General features: G+C 66.6%; 18 protein-coding genes. 15 read left to right on the forward strand and 3 right to left on the reverse strand.

Annotation, left to right across the window (positions count from 1 at the left end; genetic code table 11):
- Positions 1-39: 39 nt before the first annotated feature.
- The 12 genes from atpE to HDC95_RS02485 all read left to right on the forward strand — a co-directional run bounded on the left by atpE (position 40) and on the right by HDC95_RS02485 (position 12,585).
- Complete coding sequence (atpE, locus tag HDC95_RS02430; protein ID WP_033104658.1) at positions 40-288, forward strand: F0F1 ATP synthase subunit C; 249 nt, start codon at positions 40-42, stop codon at positions 286-288.
- Positions 289-316: 28 nt separating this feature from the next.
- Positions 317-868 (forward strand): F0F1 ATP synthase subunit B, encoded by a 552-nt coding sequence (locus tag HDC95_RS02435; protein ID WP_259061585.1) that lies wholly within the window; start codon positions 317-319, stop codon positions 866-868.
- Positions 868-1,656 (forward strand): F0F1 ATP synthase subunit delta, encoded by a 789-nt coding sequence (locus tag HDC95_RS02440; protein WP_259061586.1) that lies wholly within the window; start codon positions 868-870, stop codon positions 1,654-1,656. The genes HDC95_RS02435 and HDC95_RS02440 overlap by 1 nt, the downstream gene beginning before the upstream one ends.
- Positions 1,657-1,708: 52 nt before the next feature.
- A complete protein-coding gene (atpA, locus tag HDC95_RS02445) occupies positions 1,709-3,349 on the forward strand; it encodes a F0F1 ATP synthase subunit alpha (RefSeq protein ID WP_259061587.1) in 1,641 nt (546 codons plus the stop codon).
- Between the two features lie 19 nt (positions 3,350-3,368).
- Positions 3,369-4,271, forward strand: coding sequence for a F0F1 ATP synthase subunit gamma (locus HDC95_RS02450; RefSeq protein ID WP_259061588.1), 903 nt, complete (start codon positions 3,369-3,371; stop codon positions 4,269-4,271).
- Positions 4,272-4,293: 22 nt separating this feature from the next.
- A complete protein-coding gene (atpD, locus tag HDC95_RS02455) occupies positions 4,294-5,745 on the forward strand; it encodes a F0F1 ATP synthase subunit beta (RefSeq protein ID WP_259061589.1) in 1,452 nt (483 codons plus the stop codon).
- Between the two features lie 2 nt (positions 5,746-5,747).
- Positions 5,748-6,008, forward strand: coding sequence for a F0F1 ATP synthase subunit epsilon (locus HDC95_RS02460; RefSeq protein ID WP_259061590.1), 261 nt, complete (start codon positions 5,748-5,750; stop codon positions 6,006-6,008).
- Between the two features lie 88 nt (positions 6,009-6,096).
- Entirely contained in the window at positions 6,097-6,843 is a 747-nt protein-coding gene (locus HDC95_RS02465; protein WP_259061591.1) for a YaaA family protein, read from the forward strand.
- A gap of 145 nt (positions 6,844-6,988) precedes the next feature.
- Positions 6,989-7,750, forward strand: a complete 762-nt coding sequence (locus HDC95_RS02470; RefSeq protein ID WP_259062199.1) for a DUF5684 domain-containing protein — start codon at positions 6,989-6,991, stop codon at positions 7,748-7,750.
- A 77-nt stretch (positions 7,751-7,827) separates the two neighbouring features.
- Positions 7,828-8,811: an aldo/keto reductase gene (locus HDC95_RS02475; protein ID WP_259061592.1), complete on the forward strand. Its 984-nt coding sequence runs from the start codon at positions 7,828-7,830 to the stop codon at positions 8,809-8,811.
- Between the two features lie 70 nt (positions 8,812-8,881).
- Positions 8,882-9,718 (forward strand): PP2C family serine/threonine-protein phosphatase, encoded by an 837-nt coding sequence (locus HDC95_RS02480; protein WP_259061593.1) that lies wholly within the window; start codon positions 8,882-8,884, stop codon positions 9,716-9,718.
- Positions 9,719-9,774: 56 nt separating this feature from the next.
- Positions 9,775-12,585, forward strand: a complete 2,811-nt coding sequence (locus HDC95_RS02485) for an FtsK/SpoIIIE domain-containing protein (protein WP_259061594.1) — start codon at positions 9,775-9,777, stop codon at positions 12,583-12,585.
- Positions 12,586-12,600: 15 nt separating this feature from the next.
- On the opposite strand, the gene ald is transcribed toward HDC95_RS02485, so the two are convergent.
- Together ald and HDC95_RS02495 are read right to left on the reverse strand one after the other, a co-directional pair.
- Positions 12,601-13,713, reverse strand: a complete 1,113-nt coding sequence (ald, locus tag HDC95_RS02490) for an alanine dehydrogenase (protein ID WP_259061595.1) — start codon at positions 13,711-13,713, stop codon at positions 12,601-12,603.
- A gap of 53 nt (positions 13,714-13,766) precedes the next feature.
- Entirely contained in the window at positions 13,767-14,759 is a 993-nt protein-coding gene (locus tag HDC95_RS02495; protein WP_259062201.1) for an asparaginase, read from the reverse strand.
- Positions 14,760-14,823: 64 nt separating this feature from the next.
- On the opposite strand from HDC95_RS02495, the gene HDC95_RS02500 reads away from it, so the two are divergent.
- Positions 14,824-15,315: an OsmC family protein gene (locus tag HDC95_RS02500; RefSeq protein ID WP_259061596.1), complete on the forward strand. Its 492-nt coding sequence runs from the start codon at positions 14,824-14,826 to the stop codon at positions 15,313-15,315.
- Here the strand turns inward: HDC95_RS02500 and HDC95_RS02505 are convergent.
- On the reverse strand, positions 15,284-16,087 hold the full coding sequence (locus HDC95_RS02505; protein WP_259061597.1) for a 1-acyl-sn-glycerol-3-phosphate acyltransferase: 804 nt from the start codon (positions 16,085-16,087) through the stop codon (positions 15,284-15,286). The two genes, HDC95_RS02500 and HDC95_RS02505, sit on opposite strands and share 32 nt — an antisense overlap.
- A 146-nt stretch (positions 16,088-16,233) precedes the next feature.
- On the opposite strand from HDC95_RS02505, the gene HDC95_RS02510 reads away from it, so the two are divergent.
- Positions 16,234-17,181 (forward strand): FKBP-type peptidyl-prolyl cis-trans isomerase, encoded by a 948-nt coding sequence (locus HDC95_RS02510; protein ID WP_259061598.1) that lies wholly within the window; start codon positions 16,234-16,236, stop codon positions 17,179-17,181.
- 50 nt (positions 17,182-17,231) lie between these two features.
- On the forward strand, positions 17,232-18,314 hold the full coding sequence (gene dxr, locus HDC95_RS02515; protein ID WP_259061599.1) for a 1-deoxy-D-xylulose-5-phosphate reductoisomerase: 1,083 nt from the start codon (positions 17,232-17,234) through the stop codon (positions 18,312-18,314).
- The last annotated feature ends 1 nt before the right edge of the window (position 18,315 follow it).

Raw genomic sequence — 18,315 nt, forward strand, 5'->3', positions numbered from 1 at the left:
TCGGGGCGCGCCAGCACCCCTCAATGAAAGGAAACACCTGTGGATCCCAACTCGGTTCTTGCAGCCATCAACATCGACATCACCGGCTCGATCGCCAACGTCGGCTACGGCCTGGCAGCCATCGGCCCGGCCATCGGTGTGGGCATCGTCGTCGGCAAGACGATCGAGGGCATCGCTCGTCAGCCTGAGCTGTCCGGCAAGCTTCAGGGCACCATGTGGATCGGTATCGCCTTCACCGAGGCGCTTGCGTTCGTCGGTATCGGCGTGGCGTTCCTCTTCGGCTACTGATCCTCTCACCCACACGTAAGGAGACAGGATGCTGAACGCTCTTGTCACGCTCGCAGCCGAGGAGGCGGAGCACAATCCGCTTCTTCCGGCGATGTACGACATCGTCTGGTCCGCGGTCTGCTTCGTCATCATCCTGGTCGTGGCCTGGAAGGTCGCGCTTCCGAACGTGGCGAAGATGCTCGACGCGCGGTCCGCCGCGATCGAGGGCAACATCGCCAAGGCCGACGAAGCGCAGAAGCAGGCGGAGGCGGCTCTTGAGGAGTACACCCGCCAGCTCGCCGAGGCGCGCACCGAAGCCGGTGAGATCCGTGAGGCCGCCCGTGAGGACGGCAAGAAGATCGTCGCAGAGGCCAAGGAGTCCGCGACCGTCGAGGCCGCACGCGTCACCGCGGCAGCGCAGGCGCAGATCGAGGCAGAGCGCAAGACGACGCTGGTCGCGCTCCGCTCTGAGGTTGGAACGCTCGCGATCGACCTCGCCGGTGGCGTGGTCGGTGAGACGCTCTCCGATGACTCCCGCGCGACCGCTGTCGTCGATCGCTTCCTCGCAGACCTCGAGGCATCAGAAAAGGCGGCCAAGTAATGGGCAGCGCGACCACTCAGGCACTCGCGGCTTCGACGGCGGCCCTCGCTCAGGCGAAGGACGTCACCCTCGACACGGCCGGTGAGTTCTTCACCGTGGCGCGTCTGCTGGGCGAATCCGGTCAGCTGAGCGGCGCGCTGGCGGATCCTGCTGCTCCTGAGGGTCTGCGTGAGCAGGTCGTCGCGACGGTCTTCGGCGGGTTGTCGAACACCACGCGTCAGGTGCTGTCGGCCGCTGTCGGCGAGAGGTGGTCCAACGAGGACGGCCTCATCTCCGGGATCGAGGAACTCGCGATCCGCGCCGCAGCCATCGCCGAGCCAGCGACGGATATCGAAGGAGAGCTGTTCTCGTTCCTTCGGGTCGTTGCGGCTAATCCTGAGCTCGAACTCGCTCTCGGAACCCGTTTGGGTGATGACGCGGCGAAGGGCGTGCTCGTGGAGAAGCTGATCGGCAGCAGGGCGAGTGCACCGACCACGCTGATCGTCTCATCGCTCGTGCGTCAGCCCCGCGGCCGCCGCGTGCGCCAGCTGCTCAATCGTGCGATGAAGATCGTGTCGGCGCAGGGAGATCGCATCGTCGCCACCGTGCACACGGCTGCGACGCTCTCCGCCGCGCAGCGCACCAGACTCGGCGACGCGCTGGCCGGGCGTTATGGCGGCCAGGTATCGATCAACGAAGTGATCGACCCCACCGTCGTGGGCGGACTGCGCGTGCAGATCGCCGATGACATCATCGACGGCAGCATCTCCGCGCGGCTCGCCGATCTTCGACAGAAGCTCGCGGGCTAATACGACTTCGCGCGGGGAACCGCGCAGACTCTCTCAATACAAAGGGAAGACAATGGCAGAACTATCGATCAGCCCCGACGTCATCCGTGACGCGCTGAAGGACTTCGCCGCTGCGTACGAGCCCACCGGCGCCGCAGCGACCGAAGTCGGCACCGTCATCGACGCGGCAGACGGCATCGCCCACATCGAGGGCCTGCCCGGCGTCATGGCGAACGAGCTCCTGACGTTCGACAACGGCACGCAGGGCCTCGCGCTCAACCTCGACGAGAGCGAGATCGGCACCGTGGTGCTCGGCGACTTCGCCGGCATCCAGGCCGGTCAGGAAGTTCGCCGCACAGGCGAGGTCCTCTCGGTCGCTGTGGGCGACGGCTACCTCGGACGCGTGGTCGACCCGCTCGGCAACCCGATCGACGGTCTCGGCGAGATCGCCTCGGAGGGTCGTCGCGAGCTCGAGCTGCAGGCACCCGGCGTCATGCAGCGCAAGAGCGTGCACGAGCCGATGCAGACCGGCATCAAGGCCATCGATGCGATGATCCCCGTCGGCCGTGGCCAGCGTCAGCTCATCATCGGCGACCGCCAGACCGGTAAGACGGCCATCGCGATCGACACGATCATCAATCAGAAGGACAACTGGGCGTCGGGCGACGTCGACAAGCAGGTTCGCTGCATCTATGTCGCCATCGGCCAGAAGGGCTCGACGATCGCCTCCGTCAAGGGTGCGCTCGAGGATGCCGGCGCGATGGAGTACACCACGATCGTCGCTGCTCCCGCTTCTGACCCGGCCGGCTTCAAGTACATCGCGCCCTACACTGGTTCCGCGATCGGTCAGCACTGGATGTACGGCGGCAAGCACGTCCTGATCATCTTCGATGACCTGTCGAAGCAGGCCGAGGCCTACCGTGCCGTGTCGCTTCTGCTGCGTCGTCCGCCGGGACGCGAGGCGTACCCCGGTGACGTCTTCTACCTGCACTCCCGTCTGCTGGAGCGTTGCGCGAAGCTGTCCGACGAGCTCGGTGCCGGTTCGATGACCGGTCTCCCGATCATCGAGACCAAGGCGAACGATGTCTCGGCGTACATCCCCACCAACGTGATCTCGATCACCGACGGCCAGATCTTCCTGCAGTCCGACCTCTTCAACGCCAACCAGCGTCCGGCGGTCGACGTGGGTATCTCGGTCTCGCGAGTCGGTGGTGACGCTCAGGTCAAGTCGATCAAGAAGGTCTCCGGAACGCTGAAGCTGGAGCTGGCGCAGTACCGCTCGCTCGAGGCGTTCGCGATGTTCGCGAGCGACCTGGACGCGACTTCGCGTCGTCAGCTTGACCGCGGTGCGCGCCTGACCGAGCTGCTCAAGCAGCCGCAGTACTCGCCGTACCCGGTCGAAGACCAGGTCGTCTCGATCTGGGCCGGCACCAAGGGCAAGCTCGACAAGCTCGAAGTCTCCGACGTGCTGCGGTTCGAGCGAGAGCTTCTGGACCACTTGCGACGCAACACCAAGGTGCTCGACACCCTGCGTGAGACGAATGTCCTGGATGACGACACCGCTGCTGAGCTCGAGAAGCAGGTCGACGCCTTCCTTCTCGAGTTCCAGGGCGGCAAAGGCCAGTCCATCGGCGCCGTAGGCCATGAGGAGCACGCGGCCCAGGATGTGGACGACGTCAACCAGGAGAAGATCGTCAAGGGTCGTCGCGCGTAATCGCGTGAGGTACTGAAACATGGGCGCTCAACTCAGGGTCTACAAGCAGAAGATCAGTTCTGCTCAGACGACCAAGAAGATCACGAAGGCGATGGAGCTCATCGCGGCTTCGCGCATTCAGAAGGCGATGGCGCGCGTGCGCGCGTCGTCGCCCTTCGCGCGGGCCGTGACACAGGCTGTGTCCGCCGTGGCCACGTATTCCAATGTCGACCACCCGCTCACGCGTGAGCCGGAGACGATCCGCCGGTCCGCCGTCGTGGTCTTCTCCTCCGACCGCGGTCTCGCAGGAGCCTTCAACTCGCAGATCCTCCGCGAGGCTATGGAGGTGGGCGAGCTGATCCGTTCTCAGGGCAGCGAGCCGGTGTACTATCTCGTCGGTCGCAAGGCCGTGGGGTACTTCCAGTTCCGCCGCATCCAGGCGGCCGCAGAGTGGACGGGTGACACCGACACCCCGCGATTCAAGACGGCTGAGGAGATCTCGGCCACACTGCTCGAAGCGTTCAACCGCGGCGGTGACGATGGCGGTGTCGACGAACTCCACCTCGTCTACAACCGCTTCGTCAGCATGATGACGCAGTCGCCCGAGACGGTTCGTCTGCTTCCGCTGGAGATCGTCGAGAGCGCCGAGTCACCCGAGCCAGGTGGAACGGTGTACCCGCTCTACGAGTTCGAGCCGGATGCCGAGACTGTTCTGGACGCGATCCTGCCGGTGTATCTGCAGAGCCGCATCTTCAACGCACTGCTGCAGTCGTCTGCTGCCAAGCAGGCCGCGACGCAGAAGGCGATGAAGTCTGCGAGCGACAACGCCGACAAGCTCATCACCGACTACACCCGTCTGCGCAACAACGCGCGTCAGGCGGAGATCACGCAGCAGATCGCTGAGATCGTCGGCGGCGCCGACGCCCTCTCGTCGAGCAAATAGACCACAAGAAAGAGACGAAGATATGACCCCCACCGCCACAGCTGAGGCTGGGACCGCGGTCGTCGGGCGCGTCGCACGCGTCACGGGCCCGGTCGTCGATATCGAGTTCCCGCACGACTCGATTCCTGACATCTACAACGCGCTGAAGACCACGATCGTCATCGGCGAGGCATCGACCGAGATCACCCTCGAGGTCGCGCAGCACCTCGGTGACGATCTGATCCGCGCCATCGCACTGAAGCCCACCGACGGCATCATCCGTGGCCAGGAAGTGCGCGACACCGGCGAACCGATCTCGGTTCCCGTCGGCGACGTCACCAAGGGCAAGGTCTTCAACGTCATCGGTGAGGTCCTCAACGCCGAGCCCGGCGAGCAGATCGAGATCACGGAGCGTTGGCCGATCCATCGTTCGGCTCCGCCTTTCGATCAGCTCGAGTCGAAGACGCAGATGTTCGAGACCGGCATCAAGTCGATCGACCTTCTCACCCCGTACGTGCTGGGTGGAAAGATCGGCCTGTTCGGCGGCGCCGGGGTCGGCAAGACCGTCCTCATCCAGGAGATGATCCAGCGCGTCGCACAGAACCACGGTGGTGTGTCGGTGTTCGCCGGTGTCGGTGAGCGCACCCGTGAGGGCAACGACCTGATCGCAGAGATGGAAGAGGCGGGTGTCTTCGACAAGACCGCCCTCGTCTTCGGCCAGATGGATGAGCCGCCGGGAACGCGTCTGCGCGTCGCCCTTTCGGCGCTGACGATGGCGGAGTACTTCCGCGACGTACAGAAGCAGGACGTGCTGCTCTTCATCGACAACATCTTCCGCTTCACGCAGGCCGGCTCCGAGGTCTCCACGCTCCTGGGCCGCATGCCCTCCGCTGTGGGTTACCAGCCGAACCTCGCTGACGAGATGGGCGTCCTCCAGGAGCGCATCACCTCGACCCGCGGTCACTCGATCACCTCGCTGCAGGCGATCTACGTTCCCGCTGACGACTACACCGACCCGGCCCCGGCGACGACGTTCGCGCACCTCGACGCGACGACCGAGCTCAGCCGTGAGATCGCATCGAAGGGTCTGTACCCGGCCATCGACCCGCTGACCTCGACGTCGCGCATCATGGACCCCCGCTACCTGGGCGAGGACCACTACCGCGTCGCCACCACGGTCAAGCAGATCCTCCAGAAGAACAAGGAACTGCAGGAGATCATCGCGATCCTCGGTGTCGATGAGCTCTCCGAAGAGGACAAGATCGTCGTGTCGCGTGCACGTCGCATCCAGCAGTTCCTCTCGCAGAACACCTACATGGCGAAGAAGTTCACCGGTGTCGAGGGCTCGACCGTCCCGCTGAAGGAGACGATCGAGTCGTTCGACGCGATCGCCAAGGGCGAGCTCGACCACGTGGCCGAGCAGGCCTTCTTCAACGTCGGTGGCATCTCCGACGTTGAAGAGCGCTGGGCGCAGATCCAGAAGGAGAACGGCTGATCATGGCGTTGCATGTCAGCCTCGTCTCCGCTGATGCGGAGGTCTGGACGGGGGAGGCCACGCTCGTCGTCGCCAAGACCGTCGAGGGCGAGATCGGCATCATGAGCGGTCACGAACCGATTCTGGCGATTCTCGCCGAGGGGCAGGTCCGCATCACGCAGGCCGATGGCAGCAAGGTGCTCGCGAACGCGCAGGACGGCTTCCTCTCCATGGAGGGCAGCCAGCTCACGATCGTCGCAGGCAACGCGGCACTCATCGCCTGAACACATATCGCGGACGCGCCCACCTGTCAGCCGAGAGCTGATGGGTGGGCGCGTTCTCGCCTGTTCTCACTCGGAGCCCATGAGCCCCATGAAGATCCTTCTTCCTCCCTCCGAGACGAAGCGTCCCGGAGGAACCGGCGCGCCGGTGTCGCTCGGCGCCCTCGCGCTCCCCGCTCTCGCCGCTGAGCGAGACGCGGCGGCGGCGGCGCTCGTGGCACTCGCGGCGGATCCGGCCGCGGCCGCACGCGTGCACAAGCTCAGCGAGCGTCAGCTCGGCGACATCGACCACAACGCGGCCCTGCGATCGGCGCCGACGATGGCTGCGGTCGACAGGTACACCGGCGTTCTCTATGACGCGCTCGACGCGGCGTCACTGGATGCCGGGGCCAGAAGATGGCTGAACGCACACGTGTGGATCCACTCGGCGCCGTTCGGTCCGATCGCGGCGCTCGATGCGATCCCGACGTATCGGCTCGCCGCAGGCACAGCGCTTCCCGGGATCGCGCCGTTGCGGCGACACTGGGCACGTGCGACGTCAGAGGCGATGGCCCAGGAAGCACCGCCGTTCGTCCTCGACCTGCGCAGCGAGGCCTATGTCGCGCTGGGTCCAGTACCGGCATCCGTGCCTTCCGCCTACGTACGCGTGGTCACGACCGAGGGGCGCGCACTCAACCACTTCAACAAGAAGGCGAAGGGCGAACTCGTGCGAGCGCTGGCTGAGGACCGACCGCGTGTGCGTTCGTTCTCGACCCTCCGTGAATGGGCGGCGAAGCGGTCCATCACGATGCGGCGGGGCGAGCATATCGGCGTAGTCGAGCTCGTTACGGAGACGTGACCGCTGCGCCGGCACATGACGTGCAACGGTGCGCGTGTCGTTGCCAGCGGGCGAACGACCCCGCTACCATGGCCAATGCGCGAAGCGAAGGCTTCGTTCTTGGGGGGCGAGGTACGCTTCCTCTGTCAAAAGGAATGTGAGTCTCATGTATTCCGCCTATTCCGCCTATTCCGACTATTCCGGCCTGAGCGCCGGACTTCTCGCTGTGACTGTCCTTGTCAGCTTGCTGTTCGCCGCTGTCGGCTACGTTCTCACCTCGCTCTTCCTGATGAAGATCTTCGAAAAGGCGGGCGTGCAGGGCAAATGGCGTGCATGGGTGCCCGTGTACAACAGCATGATCTTCCTCAAGCTCGGTGACCTCAGCCCGTGGCTGATCCTCTATGGGATCGGTGCATCGCTCCTGCTCGGCTGGATACCGTTCATCGGACAGCTTGTGATCCTCGCATCCGCGGTGCTTATGGTCCTCGCGGCATACCGGGTCGGTCAGAAGTTGCAGAAGGAAGGCGCTTGGGTCGTCTTGTACATCTTCCTGTCACTTGTCTGGCTCGGCATCATGGCTTTCGACAAATCACGCTGGAACCCGCAGATCCCGCCAGCAGCCTGGGCAGGCAACGCCTTCTTCGGTGACCGCACCGCTTGGGACGGCATCCCCGTGCAGCCTTCGGCACAGGTCGCGCCCGGTGCCGCGCCCGGTTACGGCGCAGCCCCGCAGGGATACGCACCGCCCCAGGGCTACCAGCAGCCCGCTCCCGGCTACCAGCCGCCGGCAGCGCCCGCGACGCCCCCTGCCGGACCGGCTTCGCCTGTGACGCCACCGCCCGCGCCGTCTACGCCGCCCGCGGCTCCGACCCCGCCGCCCACTGCTCCGCCGGCACCGCCTGCGGACCCGCCGCGGCCCCCGGCCTGATGAGCTGACCGAAGGGCCCCCGATCATGATCGGGGGCCCTTCGTCGTGGACGGACGAGATTCCGATAGCGTGGACACATGGTCATGTCGTTGCGTCGGGTCGGAGCATCCGGTCTTCTCGTCTCTCCGATCGGTCTCGGATGCAACAACTTCGGACGTGCTGGCACACCCACTGAGACGCGTGAGGGCACTCGCGAGGTCATCGATGCGGCGCTCGCGAATGAGGTGACATTCTTCGACACCGCCGACATGTACGGCAGGGACCCCGGGCTCAGCGAATCGCTGATGGGGGAGGCCTTGCAGGGGCGCCGTGACCGGGTCGTGCTGGCCACGAAGTTCGGCCAGGAGCGTGACATGGGGTACGACTTCCCGGCAGGGCGCGGGTCACGCAGGTACGTCCGCCGTGCGGTCGAGGAATCGCTTCGCCGTCTGCAGACGGACTGGATCGACCTCTATCAGCTTCATCTTCCTGATCCCGAGACGCCCATCGCCGAGACGACGGATGCTCTCGACGAACTCATTCGCGAAGGCAAGATCCGCTACTACGGCCATTCGAACCTCCCCGGCTGGCAGATCGCGGAAGCCGAGCTCACGTCGCAGCTTCGCTCGACGGGACGATTCGTCTCGGCGCAGAATCAGTATTCTCTGCTCGCCAGAGCCGCAGAACGTGAGGTTCTGCCGGCAGTCGAGCGTTACGGCCTCGGGTTCTTCCCGTACTTCCCACTGCACAACGGTCTGCTCACCGGCAAGTTCTCGCGCGAGGGCGGGCCGAAGGAGAGCCGGATCATGTCCACCCGGCGGCATGTGTGGGAGAACGCGTCGTGGGATGCGCTGGACGCGTACCGGCAATTCTGCGCCGACCGGGGAGTCACCATGATCGAAGCGACCTTCGGATGGCTCCTCGCGCAACCGACAGTCTCCAGCGTCATCGCCGGGGCCACGTCGGCCGCTCAGATAGAGACCAACGCGGAAGCCGCCGAAGCCTGGGCACCCACGGCGGACGATCTCGAATCCATCGACAAGATCTTCCCGCTTCCCGTCGACCCCGGCGCGCGGGTGTGACGCAGTTCCACTACGATGTGTGAGAATCCTGCGGCCGTTCGTATCGCCGCATCCAACCCGGAGGAACCCTTTGTCTGAGACGTCCACGCAGACCCATCGCGTCGCGGCCCCGGACGGCGGCGAGATCGTTCTGACCTGGGCTGGAGTGACGGATACCGGGCGTCGCCGCGATAACAACCAGGATGCTTTCCTGGCCCAGTACCCGTTGTTCGTCGTCGCAGACGGAATGGGCGGCCACGCGGGTGGGGAGATCGCCAGCCAGAGCACGATCGCCCGCCTGCAGGACGTCGTCGATGCGGATGCCGTGGGCACTGCCGCCATAGAGAACGCCCTCGCCCAGGCAGTGAGCGACATCGCTGCGCATCCTGAGACCACAGACGAGGGCACCGGCACGACGCTCACCGGCGTCTTCTTCGATGTCTCCGACGACGAGCCCAGGTGGGTGTCGCTCAACATCGGCGACTCTCGTGTCTATCTGCTGCGCGATGAGCGACTGGTGCAGGTCACCACCGACCACTCAGTTGTACAGGAGCTGATCAGCTCGGGCCGGCTCAGCGCGGAAGAGGCGGAGAGCCACCCGTACAGCAACGTCATCACACGCGCCGTCGGGGCGAGCGAACTCACGCCGCCGGACTATCTCGGGATCGAGGTGCAGGACGGCGACCGGTTCGTGATCTGCTCCGACGGGTTGACCAAGGAACTCACCGACTACGGCATCCAGCACTTCCTGCGGGAGGAATCCGACCCCGCGGTGGCCGCTGACGCGATGCTGGCCGCCGCCCTTGAGAACGGTGGGCGGGACAACGTCACACTCATCATCGTGCAGGTGGAGCGCACCGGTCACTCCCGCCCGGCCGACGAGACTTCAGCCGAGTCGTCCTCCACAGTGGAGAACACGGCCGAATAGTCTGTCGAGCTGTGGATAACGGCATCCGTGGTTCGTGAATGCCGTGCAATGGGGCCATGGATCTCGAGCCTCTCACGCTCCCCGCAGCTGCCGCGGAGCCGCATCGCCAGCCGATCCCGGTGCTCGCCGCCGTCGTGCCGATCGTGGCGGGGGTCGTCCTCTGGCTCGTCACAGGATCGATCTTCTCGCTCTGCTTCGCCGCTCTCGGCCCGCTGATGATCGGGGCCTCATTGCTGGACGGGCTGCGCAACCGACGTCGAGAGCGGCGCGCCGCTGCGGATGATGAGACGGCGGGATGGCGCCGTGCCGAGCAAGACCTGCTGCGTCGGCATCAGAGCGAGCGCCGCGAGCTGCGACGTGCTCATCCCGACGCCGCGGCCTGCCTCCAGGACGCACCTCTGAGAGACCTGCAGCCTGTCGACGAGTCGACACCGATCGTCGTCGGTTCCGGTGCCAGACGCAGCGCGCTGAGGGTGACAGGTGACGACAGCGAACGCGCACGCGGGTTCCGAAAGCGCGCGGCCCACGTGACGGATGTGCCGATCAGCGTGCCGATGGGGCGTGGCATCTGCCTCAGAGGGCCGGCGCCCGTGGTGGCCGCTGCCGCGAGGGCCTTGGTCGTTCAGCTGTGCCTGCGTCATGCGCCAGGGCAGCTCGCACTCGTCGGCGGGGGACTGGAGACTCTGGGGCTGGCCGACTTCCCGCATGCCGGACGACCGCGACGCGGAGCATGGCGCCTCGCCGTCGTGATGGGGGATGAGGACTGCACGGATGCCGCCGCTCAGGTGCGCGTCTGCGAGACGGGGCAGGAGGTACCGGAGGGCGTGACGACGCTCATCGATTGCGTGGACCCGAGCAGCGCACGGCTGCGGACGTCAGCCGGTGTCGAGGACATCGCGGTGGAGTGCCTCTCTCGTGCGCAGGCTGCGGCGATCGCCGCGAGCAGCATCGAACGCGAAGGTGAGTCTGCGCATCTGCCGGACACCGTGACGCTGGGGGAGCTGACACCACCCGATGGTGCGGGAATCTCCGGCCTCGCTGCGGTGATCGGCCGCACGGAGAGCGCGGATATCGTGCTCGACCTGGTGGAGGACGGCCCGCACGCCATCGTGACGGGGATGACCGGTTCGGGCAAGAGCGAACTCCTCGTGACCTGGATCACGTCGATGGCGCGCACGCACCGGCCGGATGAGGTGTCGTTCGTGCTGGCCGATTTCAAAGGAGGAACGGCTTTCGACCCGTTGCGCGCGCTCCCGCATGTTGCGGCCGTGATGACGGACCTCGACGAGGAAGGGGCGCGCCGTGGGGTCGAGAGCCTGACCGCAGAGCTTCGTCGCCGTGAGTCGGCGCTGGCCGAGTGTGGCGCGAGGAACATCACGGAGGCAGCAGGGCGACTGGGGAGGCTGGTGATCGTCGTGGACGAGTTCGCCGCCCTGCTGCAGGAGCATCACGATCTCGGTGCGGTGTTCACCGATGTCGCCGCTCGAGGACGCGCGCTCGGTATGCACCTGATTCTCGGCACACAGCGCGCGGCCGGTGTGATCCGCGACGGACTCGCCGCCAACTGTCCTCTGAGAGTGAGCCTGCGCGTGACGGAACCTGCGGACAGCCGGCTCGTCATCGGATCGGATGACGCAGCAGAGCTGCCCGGCGGCGCATCCTCACGTGGCCTCGCCTTCGTCCGGCGACCGCAGGACATGACAGCCGTGGCCGTGCGCGTGGCGCTGACCGGCGCGGCCGATCTGCGTGACATCGGGTCACGCTGGCCGGATGCCGCCGTTCCGGCGAGCCCTTGGCATCCTGCGCTGCCCCTGCGTCTCGATCTCGCCGCGCTGTCGGCCGCGCACCCACCGGGAGCCTCGCTGCTGGTCGGACTCACGGATGTGCCCGAGCGCCAATGCCAGACGCCGATGCTGCTGCGGCCCGGCATCGACCGCGGCCTCGCAGTGATCGGAGGCAGCGGTTCAGGGCGCACGGCGGCTCTGCGGACCCTGGCCGAGCAGGCTGCGCAGCCCGTGCTGCTGGGAGCAGATCCGGAGCGTGCGTGGGACGTGCTGGCCGATGTGCTCGATGCTGCAGGAGACACGCCGAAGCTCGTGCTGTGCGACGATCTCGACCAGCTCGTCGCGTCGTTTCCAGTGGAGTATGGTCAGGTGTTCCTGGAGCGCATGGAGAAGCTGGTGCGTTCGGCGGCGGCACGTGGATGCACAGTGGTCGTCGCCACGGGACGGGCATCCGGCCAGACCGCTCGCGTGATCGAGGCGCTGCCCACGCGGATGCTGCTGCGAATGGGCACCAAGATGGAGCACCTTGCAGCAGGTGGAGACGCTGACGGATACCGTCGCGACCGTCCAGCAGGGAGAGCGAGGGTCGGACGGCATGAGGTGCAGGTGGCCTGGACGGATGAGGCCGCGCGGGTGGAGGCCGCAGTCGCAGGGGTGGAGCGCTGGACGCCCGCGGCACAGGTCGTCGGTGTGATCGCCCTGGGAGTCCGGCGTGTCGTCGAGGGGCTGCGAGGCGCCTATCCCGACCACGCCGTCGTGCCGGTCACCGACCGTGCACAGGAGCCGCCGACGTCAGCACCTCAGGCAGGCGCATCGGCCCTCGCCCACGCGCCCGACCCGGCGCCGACGATCCTGGTCGGAGATGCAGACAGCTGGCAGCGGCAGTGGCCGTTGTGGCAGCGGATCCGACTCGAAGGCGAGATGCTGTTCCTCGCCGAGTGCGCGGGGGAGCTGCGCTCCTTCGCCGGTAGCCGCGAGCTGCCACCCTATGCGAAGCCCCACGTCGGTCGGGCCTGGACGATCCATGAGGGCCTCACGCCACGGCGGGTGGTCATCCCCGAGCTCGATGCGACAGCGCGATGAGCATACGCCGCGACGTCACATCACGGAGTCGACGGTGCGAGCCGTCAAGCCGTGTGCCACTGCGACGCCCTCGTTGACCACGACACCCTTCGCCGTGTTGAGGCCGCCGGCGAGCGCAGAATCGGCCTTCAACGCATCCCGCCATCCGCGACCCGCGATCTGACGCACGTAGGGCAGCGTCGCATTCGTGAGCGCCGACGTCGAGGTGTTCGGCACGGCGCCCGGCATGTTCGCCACGCAGTAGAACACGGTGTCGTGCACGGGGAACGTCGGGTCGTCATGCGTGGTCGGGTGCGTGTCCTCGAAGCAGCCGCCCTGGTCGACGGCGATGTCGACGAGCACACTGCCCGGTCGCATCTGGGCGACCATCTCATTGGTGACGAGCTTCGGCGCGCGCGCCCCGGGAATCAGCACCGAGCCGATGACGAGGTCGGAGCCGATCACGGCGCGACGCAGATCCAATGGATTGGAAGCCGCCGTCTTGACCCGGCCGGCGAAGTGATCGTCCAGCATGCGGAGGCGGGGGATGTTCGTGTCGAAGATCGTGACGTCGGCGCCCATCCCGCTGGCGATGACCGCCGCATTCGCTCCGGCCACGCCACCGCCGATCACCGTCACGGTGGCCGGCCGCGTGCCGGGCACACCTGACATGAGCAAGCCCAGCCCGCCGTTCGAACGCAACAGGGTGTTCGCGCCGACGAGGGGAGCCAGTCGTCCGGCCACCTCACTCATGGGCGCGAGCAGGGGGAGTCCGCCGCCAGGCAACTGCACGGTCTCATAGGCGATCGCCGTGACGCCGTCAGCGAGAAGTCTTTCGGTCAGCGGTCGATCCGCCGCAAGGTGCAGATAGGTGAACAGAGTGAGGTCGTCGCGGAAGTTGTCGTACTCACTCGCGATCGGCTCTTTCACCTTCAGCAGCAGCTCGGCACGGGACCAGACCTCAGCCGCATCATCCAGCAATGTGGCGCCGGCCTCGGCATACTCCGCATCAGGCATCGATGAGCCCGCACCGGCTCCTGACTGCACGAACACCTCGTGTCCGGAGCGCACCAGGTCGTGCACTCCTGCCGGCGTCAGGGCGACGCGGTACTCGTTGTTCTTCACCTCGGTGGGGACGCTGATCCTCATCGTGGCTCCTCTCCTCCCTCGGCATTGAGGGAATACAACCCCGGGTCAGGGCATCAGACGGCGGCGCCAGGACGGATCATCCCGACGTCGCTCCCTCCGCCGAGGACGGCGAGGGGAAGTGCGTTGGCGAGCGTAGCCAGATCGGCCTCACTCAGAGCCCCGGCGCGAGCGAGCAGCGTCGCCGCGACGATCGTGAGGGCCCGAGCGCTGCCGTCGAGCATCTTGAGCGCGACGGTGGTGCCGTCAGGGGCGACCATGACCATGATCCCCTCGGCACCGCTCTTGGCGAAGACACCGAGGGTCTCGATCGCGATCGTGTCAGGTCGTCCTCGGCCCTCGATCGTCCACGGGTTCTCCTTGACTGCTCTCACGAGCGTGCCGGCTACGCGATGCAGTGCGAACGGAGAGCGTTCGGAGGCGGAGCCGATGCGGTGGATGGCTCGGCCGAGGCCGGCAAGGGTGATCGCGTGGACCGGAGCACCGCATCCGTCCACGGCGGTGTGCGCGATCTTCTCGCCGGTGAGCCGCTCGACGACTTCGCGGATGTGCAACTGCAGGGGATGAGTCGGGTGGAGATATCCCTCGGTCGGCCAGCCGGTCGCGACGCAGGCTCGCAGCATCGCCGCGTGCTTGCCTGAGCAGTCCATCCGGATGCGCGCGGTCTGTCCGTGCTCACGCACGAGCTCGTCGCGGGTCGCGGTGTCGCGGGGCCATACCGAGGGGCAGCCGAGATGGTCCTCCGTCAGACCGCCCGCGGTGAGGATCTCGCGGATGACTTCGACATGACGATCCGTTCCGACATGGCTCGCTGTCGCGATCGCGAGCTGTTCACCGGAAAGCTCCGCTCCTGCCGTGACGCACGCCACGGCCTGGAGCGGCTTCAGACTGGAGCGGGGAAGGATCAGTGCGTCCGGGTTGCCCAGCCGCCTGACGACATCTCCATCCGGCGAGAGCACGATGGCCGAGCCGGCATGGCGCGATTCGATGAAACCGCTGCGCTCGACGATGGCGAGTTCGACGGCATCCGCGACAGTGAGAGTCTCCAGCGCCCGACCAGCCTATCGCCGACGTCCGCATCGGCGCCGAGCCGCACCGTGTCAGACTGAGTCCATGACCCTCGGCGAGCACCGATACGCACTCACAGCCACGTGGCACGGCAACCGTGGAACCGGAACCAGCGGTTATCGGGACTATTCCAGGGACGTCACGATCGAGATCGACGGCAAGCCGGAGCTGCTGGCCTCAGCGGACAAGCCTTTCCGGGGCGACCCCGCCCGCTGGAATCCGGAGGATCTGCTGATCGCGTCGCTCTCCGAGTGCCATCTGCTCTCGTTCCTGCATGCGTGCGTGAGCGCGGGCGTCGTCGTCGTCTCGTATAGCGACAGCGCGAGCGGCGTGATGCGCGAAGACGGCAGAGGCGGGGGAGCCTTCACCGAGGTGCTGCTGCGGCCGGAGGTGGTGGTGGCTGAGGAATCGATGGTCGCGGCGGCAGAGCGAGCGCACGATGACGCGCACCGGATGTGCTTCATCGCGAACTCCGTGAACTTCCCCGTCCGCCATGAGGCGAGCGTCAGCGCCGCTCGTGCGGAAGAGCCTGCTTGAGCTTCTCGATCGGCCCTTGGGCCGGCGGCTCGTTGTAGACACCGGCGAGCTCCTGACCGCTCAACGCGTGGATCGCCGTCATGATCTGGTCGGTCGCGAGTCGTCTCGCCTTGCCGCTGCCGGCCGCACCGTGCACCGTCACGTCGATCGGGTCGCCGAATCGCACGGTGATGCGCTCGCTCAGGGACGGAACCTTCGCGCCTTTCGGCATGGCCTTGTCGGTGCCGATCAGGCCGACCGGCACGACTGGCGCGCCGGTCTGCAGGGCGAGGAAAGCCGCACCGGTCCGACCCTTGTACAGGCGGCCATCCGTAGAGCGGGTGCCCTCGGGATAGAGCGCGACGGCCAGTCCGTCATCGAGCAGCTGGCGCTGCTGATCCAGGGCGTCGAGCGCGGCCTGACCGGCGCCGCGGTTCACAGGGATGGCACCGATGGACTGGAAGAACGTCCGCGAGACGGCGCCCGTGAACCCAGTGCCTTCGAAGTATGCCGACTTGGCGAGGAAGTGCACGGGACGAGGAGCTGCGACCGGGATCGCGATGGAGTCGATGAACGACAGATGATTGCTCGCGAAGATGACAGGGCCGTCGAGCGGAACGCGATCACGTCCTTCGATGTGCGGCCGGTAGACGAACCGTGCCAGCGAGCCGATCACCGCACGACCGAAGGCATACGTGGCACCTGCGCGGCGAGGGCCGGATGATGCTTCAGCTGTCTGCTCCTGGTCCGATTCTTCGGTCGGCTCGGGGAGGGCAGACTGCTCAGAGGTCATCAGATCAGGCTACTCCGCGATTCATGCCATCCGTGGAATGCGACCGCATCGCTGTGGTGGTGCGTCGAGTGCAGGCGCTTCTCAGCGCGGGCAAAGGCGAATACGACAGTATGGAGTGTCCCTCCCCACGATCACGAGGTCTCACTGTGCGCAATCGCTCGATCATCGCTCTGTCCACCATCACCGTCGCGACCATGTTGCTGGCCGGGTGCGCTGGGACCGAGGGCTCGACAGGCGACGACGCCGAGACGCTTGCTGCGGATCTCTGCTCGGCGGCAGTCGAGTCAGGCGACGCCTCTGACGGCGTGAGTGTCGAGGGCGATTTCGGCACCGCCTCGACAGCGACCTTCGAGCTGGGCACGAAGGTCGACGCGGCCGAGCGCACTGTACTCAGCGAGGGCGACGGAGACACGATCGCCGAAGGCGACTACGTCAGCTACGCGCTGAGCGCGTTCGACGGCGACACGGGCGAACGCCTCGGCGACGCCGGCTACACGGAAGGGGAGCTCCTCCCGGCCGCGCTCACCGCAGACGCGCCGCTCGGGCAGCTCATCGGGTGCGCGAGTGTCGGTTCGCGACTGTCCGTCGTCTTCCCGACGACGGAAGAAGCGGCCGCGCAGTACTACATCCTCGACGTGCTCGACATCGTCCCCACGGCGGCATGGGGCGAGGAGCAGGCGCCGGTCGCAGGCATGCCGGCCGTCACGCTCGATGACGACGGTGCCCCGACGGTTGAGATCCCGGATGCTGCCGCTCCCACGGAGGTGCAGATCTCAGTGCTCAAGCAGGGCGACGGAATCGCGGTGGGCGACGGCGACACGACGCTCCTCCAGTACCACGGCGTGGGCTGGGAGAGCGGCGAGACCTTCGACTCCTCGTGGGCCAATGGCGCGCCGATCACCAGTGAGGGCAACGGTTACGTTCCCGGGTTCGTCCAGGCGCTGGCAGGGCAGAAGGTCGGCTCTCAGGTGCTGGTCGTCATCCCGCCGGCGGCAGGATACGGCGAGGGCGAGATCAACGATGCGGATCTCAAGGGCCAGACGCTGGTCTTCGTGATCGACATCCTCGCAACGATGCACCCGGCCGCGGCGTAAGCGATCCCGGCCTCGCGGCGAAGGGCGCACCCGCACAATAGGCTGGCGGTATGCGTCGCATCATCGTCCTCGGCTCCACCGGTTCCATCGGCACACAGGCACTGGATGTGATCCGCGCCAATCCTCGTCGTTTCGAGCTGGTCGGACTCGCTGCAGGCAGCAACGCCGAGATGCTCGGCCAGCAGGCCGAGCAGTTCCAGGTCGAGGACACGGCGCTGGGCGCTGAGCAGGCCGAGCAGTTGGTCCGCGACGTCGAAGCGGATGTCGTGCTCAACGCGATCACCGGATCGATCGGGCTGGGGTGCACGCTCGCAGCGCTGAAAGCCGGACGCACGCTCGCGCTCGCGAACAAGGAGTCTTTGATCGTCGGCGGCGAGCTGGTGAAGTCCGCCGCGGCTGAAGGGCAGATCGTGCCGGTCGACTCCGAGCATTCCGCTCTTGCCCAGGCGCTGCGCTCAGGTATGCACGGTGAGATCAGGCGCCTGGTGGTCACGGCCTCCGGTGGCCCTTTCCGCGGACGCACGCGTGACGAGATGGCGGCGGTCGCGCCCGCTGAGGCGCTCGCGCACCCGACCTGGGCGATGGGGCGCGTGGTCACGACGAACTCCGCCACGCTCGTGAACAAGGGGCTCGAGGTGATCGAGGCGCACCTGCTCTTCGACGTCGAGTACGAGGACATCCAGGTGGTCGTCCATCCGCAGTCGATCGTGCACTCGATGGTCGAGTTCATCGACGGCTCGACGATAGCTCAGGCATCGCCGCCTGACATGCGGCTGCCGATCTCGCTGTCACTGGATTGGCCGCACCGCATCGGGGGCGTCGGCCGTCCGTTGGACTGGACGAAGGCGGCCAGCTGGGACTTCGAGCCGCTCGACGATACGGCGTTCCCGTCCGTGGCCCTGGCGAAGAGCGTCGGGCGCGCCGGACGCACCTTTCCCGCCGTCTTCAACGCCGCGAACGAGCAGGCTGTGGATGCGTTCCACGAGGGCCGGCTGCCGTTCCTGGGGATCGTCGACACGATCGCCGGGGTCGTAGATGCCCATGAAGGGCCCGACCAGCTCACGATCGAGTCGCTCGCGGAGGCCGAGACCTGGGCGCGTGCGACAGCAGACCGCCTGATCGCCGCGTCCTGAT

Source organism: Microbacterium sp. AK031, assembly GCF_024807145.1.
In the GTDB taxonomy this organism is placed as follows: domain Bacteria; phylum Actinomycetota; class Actinomycetes; order Actinomycetales; family Microbacteriaceae; genus Microbacterium.

Coding starts and splice junctions, on each gene's coding strand:
- HDC95_RS02505 (WP_259061597.1), bottom strand. CDS start 16,087: ATGACCTCTGAGCAGTCTGCCCTCCCCGAGCCGACCGAAGAATCGGAC.
- HDC95_RS02485 (WP_259061594.1), top strand. CDS start 9,775: ATGGATCTCGAGCCTCTCACGCTCCCCGCAGCTGCCGCGGAGCCGCAT.
- atpD (WP_259061589.1), top strand. CDS start 4,294: ATGACCCCCACCGCCACAGCTGAGGCTGGGACCGCGGTCGTCGGGCGC.
- HDC95_RS02465 (WP_259061591.1), top strand. CDS start 6,097: ATGAAGATCCTTCTTCCTCCCTCCGAGACGAAGCGTCCCGGAGGAACC.
- HDC95_RS02470 (WP_259062199.1), top strand. CDS start 6,989: ATGTATTCCGCCTATTCCGCCTATTCCGACTATTCCGGCCTGAGCGCC.
- dxr (WP_259061599.1), top strand. CDS start 17,232: ATGCGTCGCATCATCGTCCTCGGCTCCACCGGTTCCATCGGCACACAG.
- HDC95_RS02475 (WP_259061592.1), top strand. CDS start 7,828: ATGGTCATGTCGTTGCGTCGGGTCGGAGCATCCGGTCTTCTCGTCTCT.
- ald (WP_259061595.1), bottom strand. CDS start 13,713: ATGAGGATCAGCGTCCCCACCGAGGTGAAGAACAACGAGTACCGCGTC.
- HDC95_RS02440 (WP_259061586.1), top strand. CDS start 868: ATGGGCAGCGCGACCACTCAGGCACTCGCGGCTTCGACGGCGGCCCTC.
- atpA (WP_259061587.1), top strand. CDS start 1,709: ATGGCAGAACTATCGATCAGCCCCGACGTCATCCGTGACGCGCTGAAG.
- HDC95_RS02500 (WP_259061596.1), top strand. CDS start 14,824: ATGACCCTCGGCGAGCACCGATACGCACTCACAGCCACGTGGCACGGC.
- HDC95_RS02450 (WP_259061588.1), top strand. CDS start 3,369: ATGGGCGCTCAACTCAGGGTCTACAAGCAGAAGATCAGTTCTGCTCAG.
- HDC95_RS02460 (WP_259061590.1), top strand. CDS start 5,748: ATGGCGTTGCATGTCAGCCTCGTCTCCGCTGATGCGGAGGTCTGGACG.
- HDC95_RS02435 (WP_259061585.1), top strand. CDS start 317: ATGCTGAACGCTCTTGTCACGCTCGCAGCCGAGGAGGCGGAGCACAAT.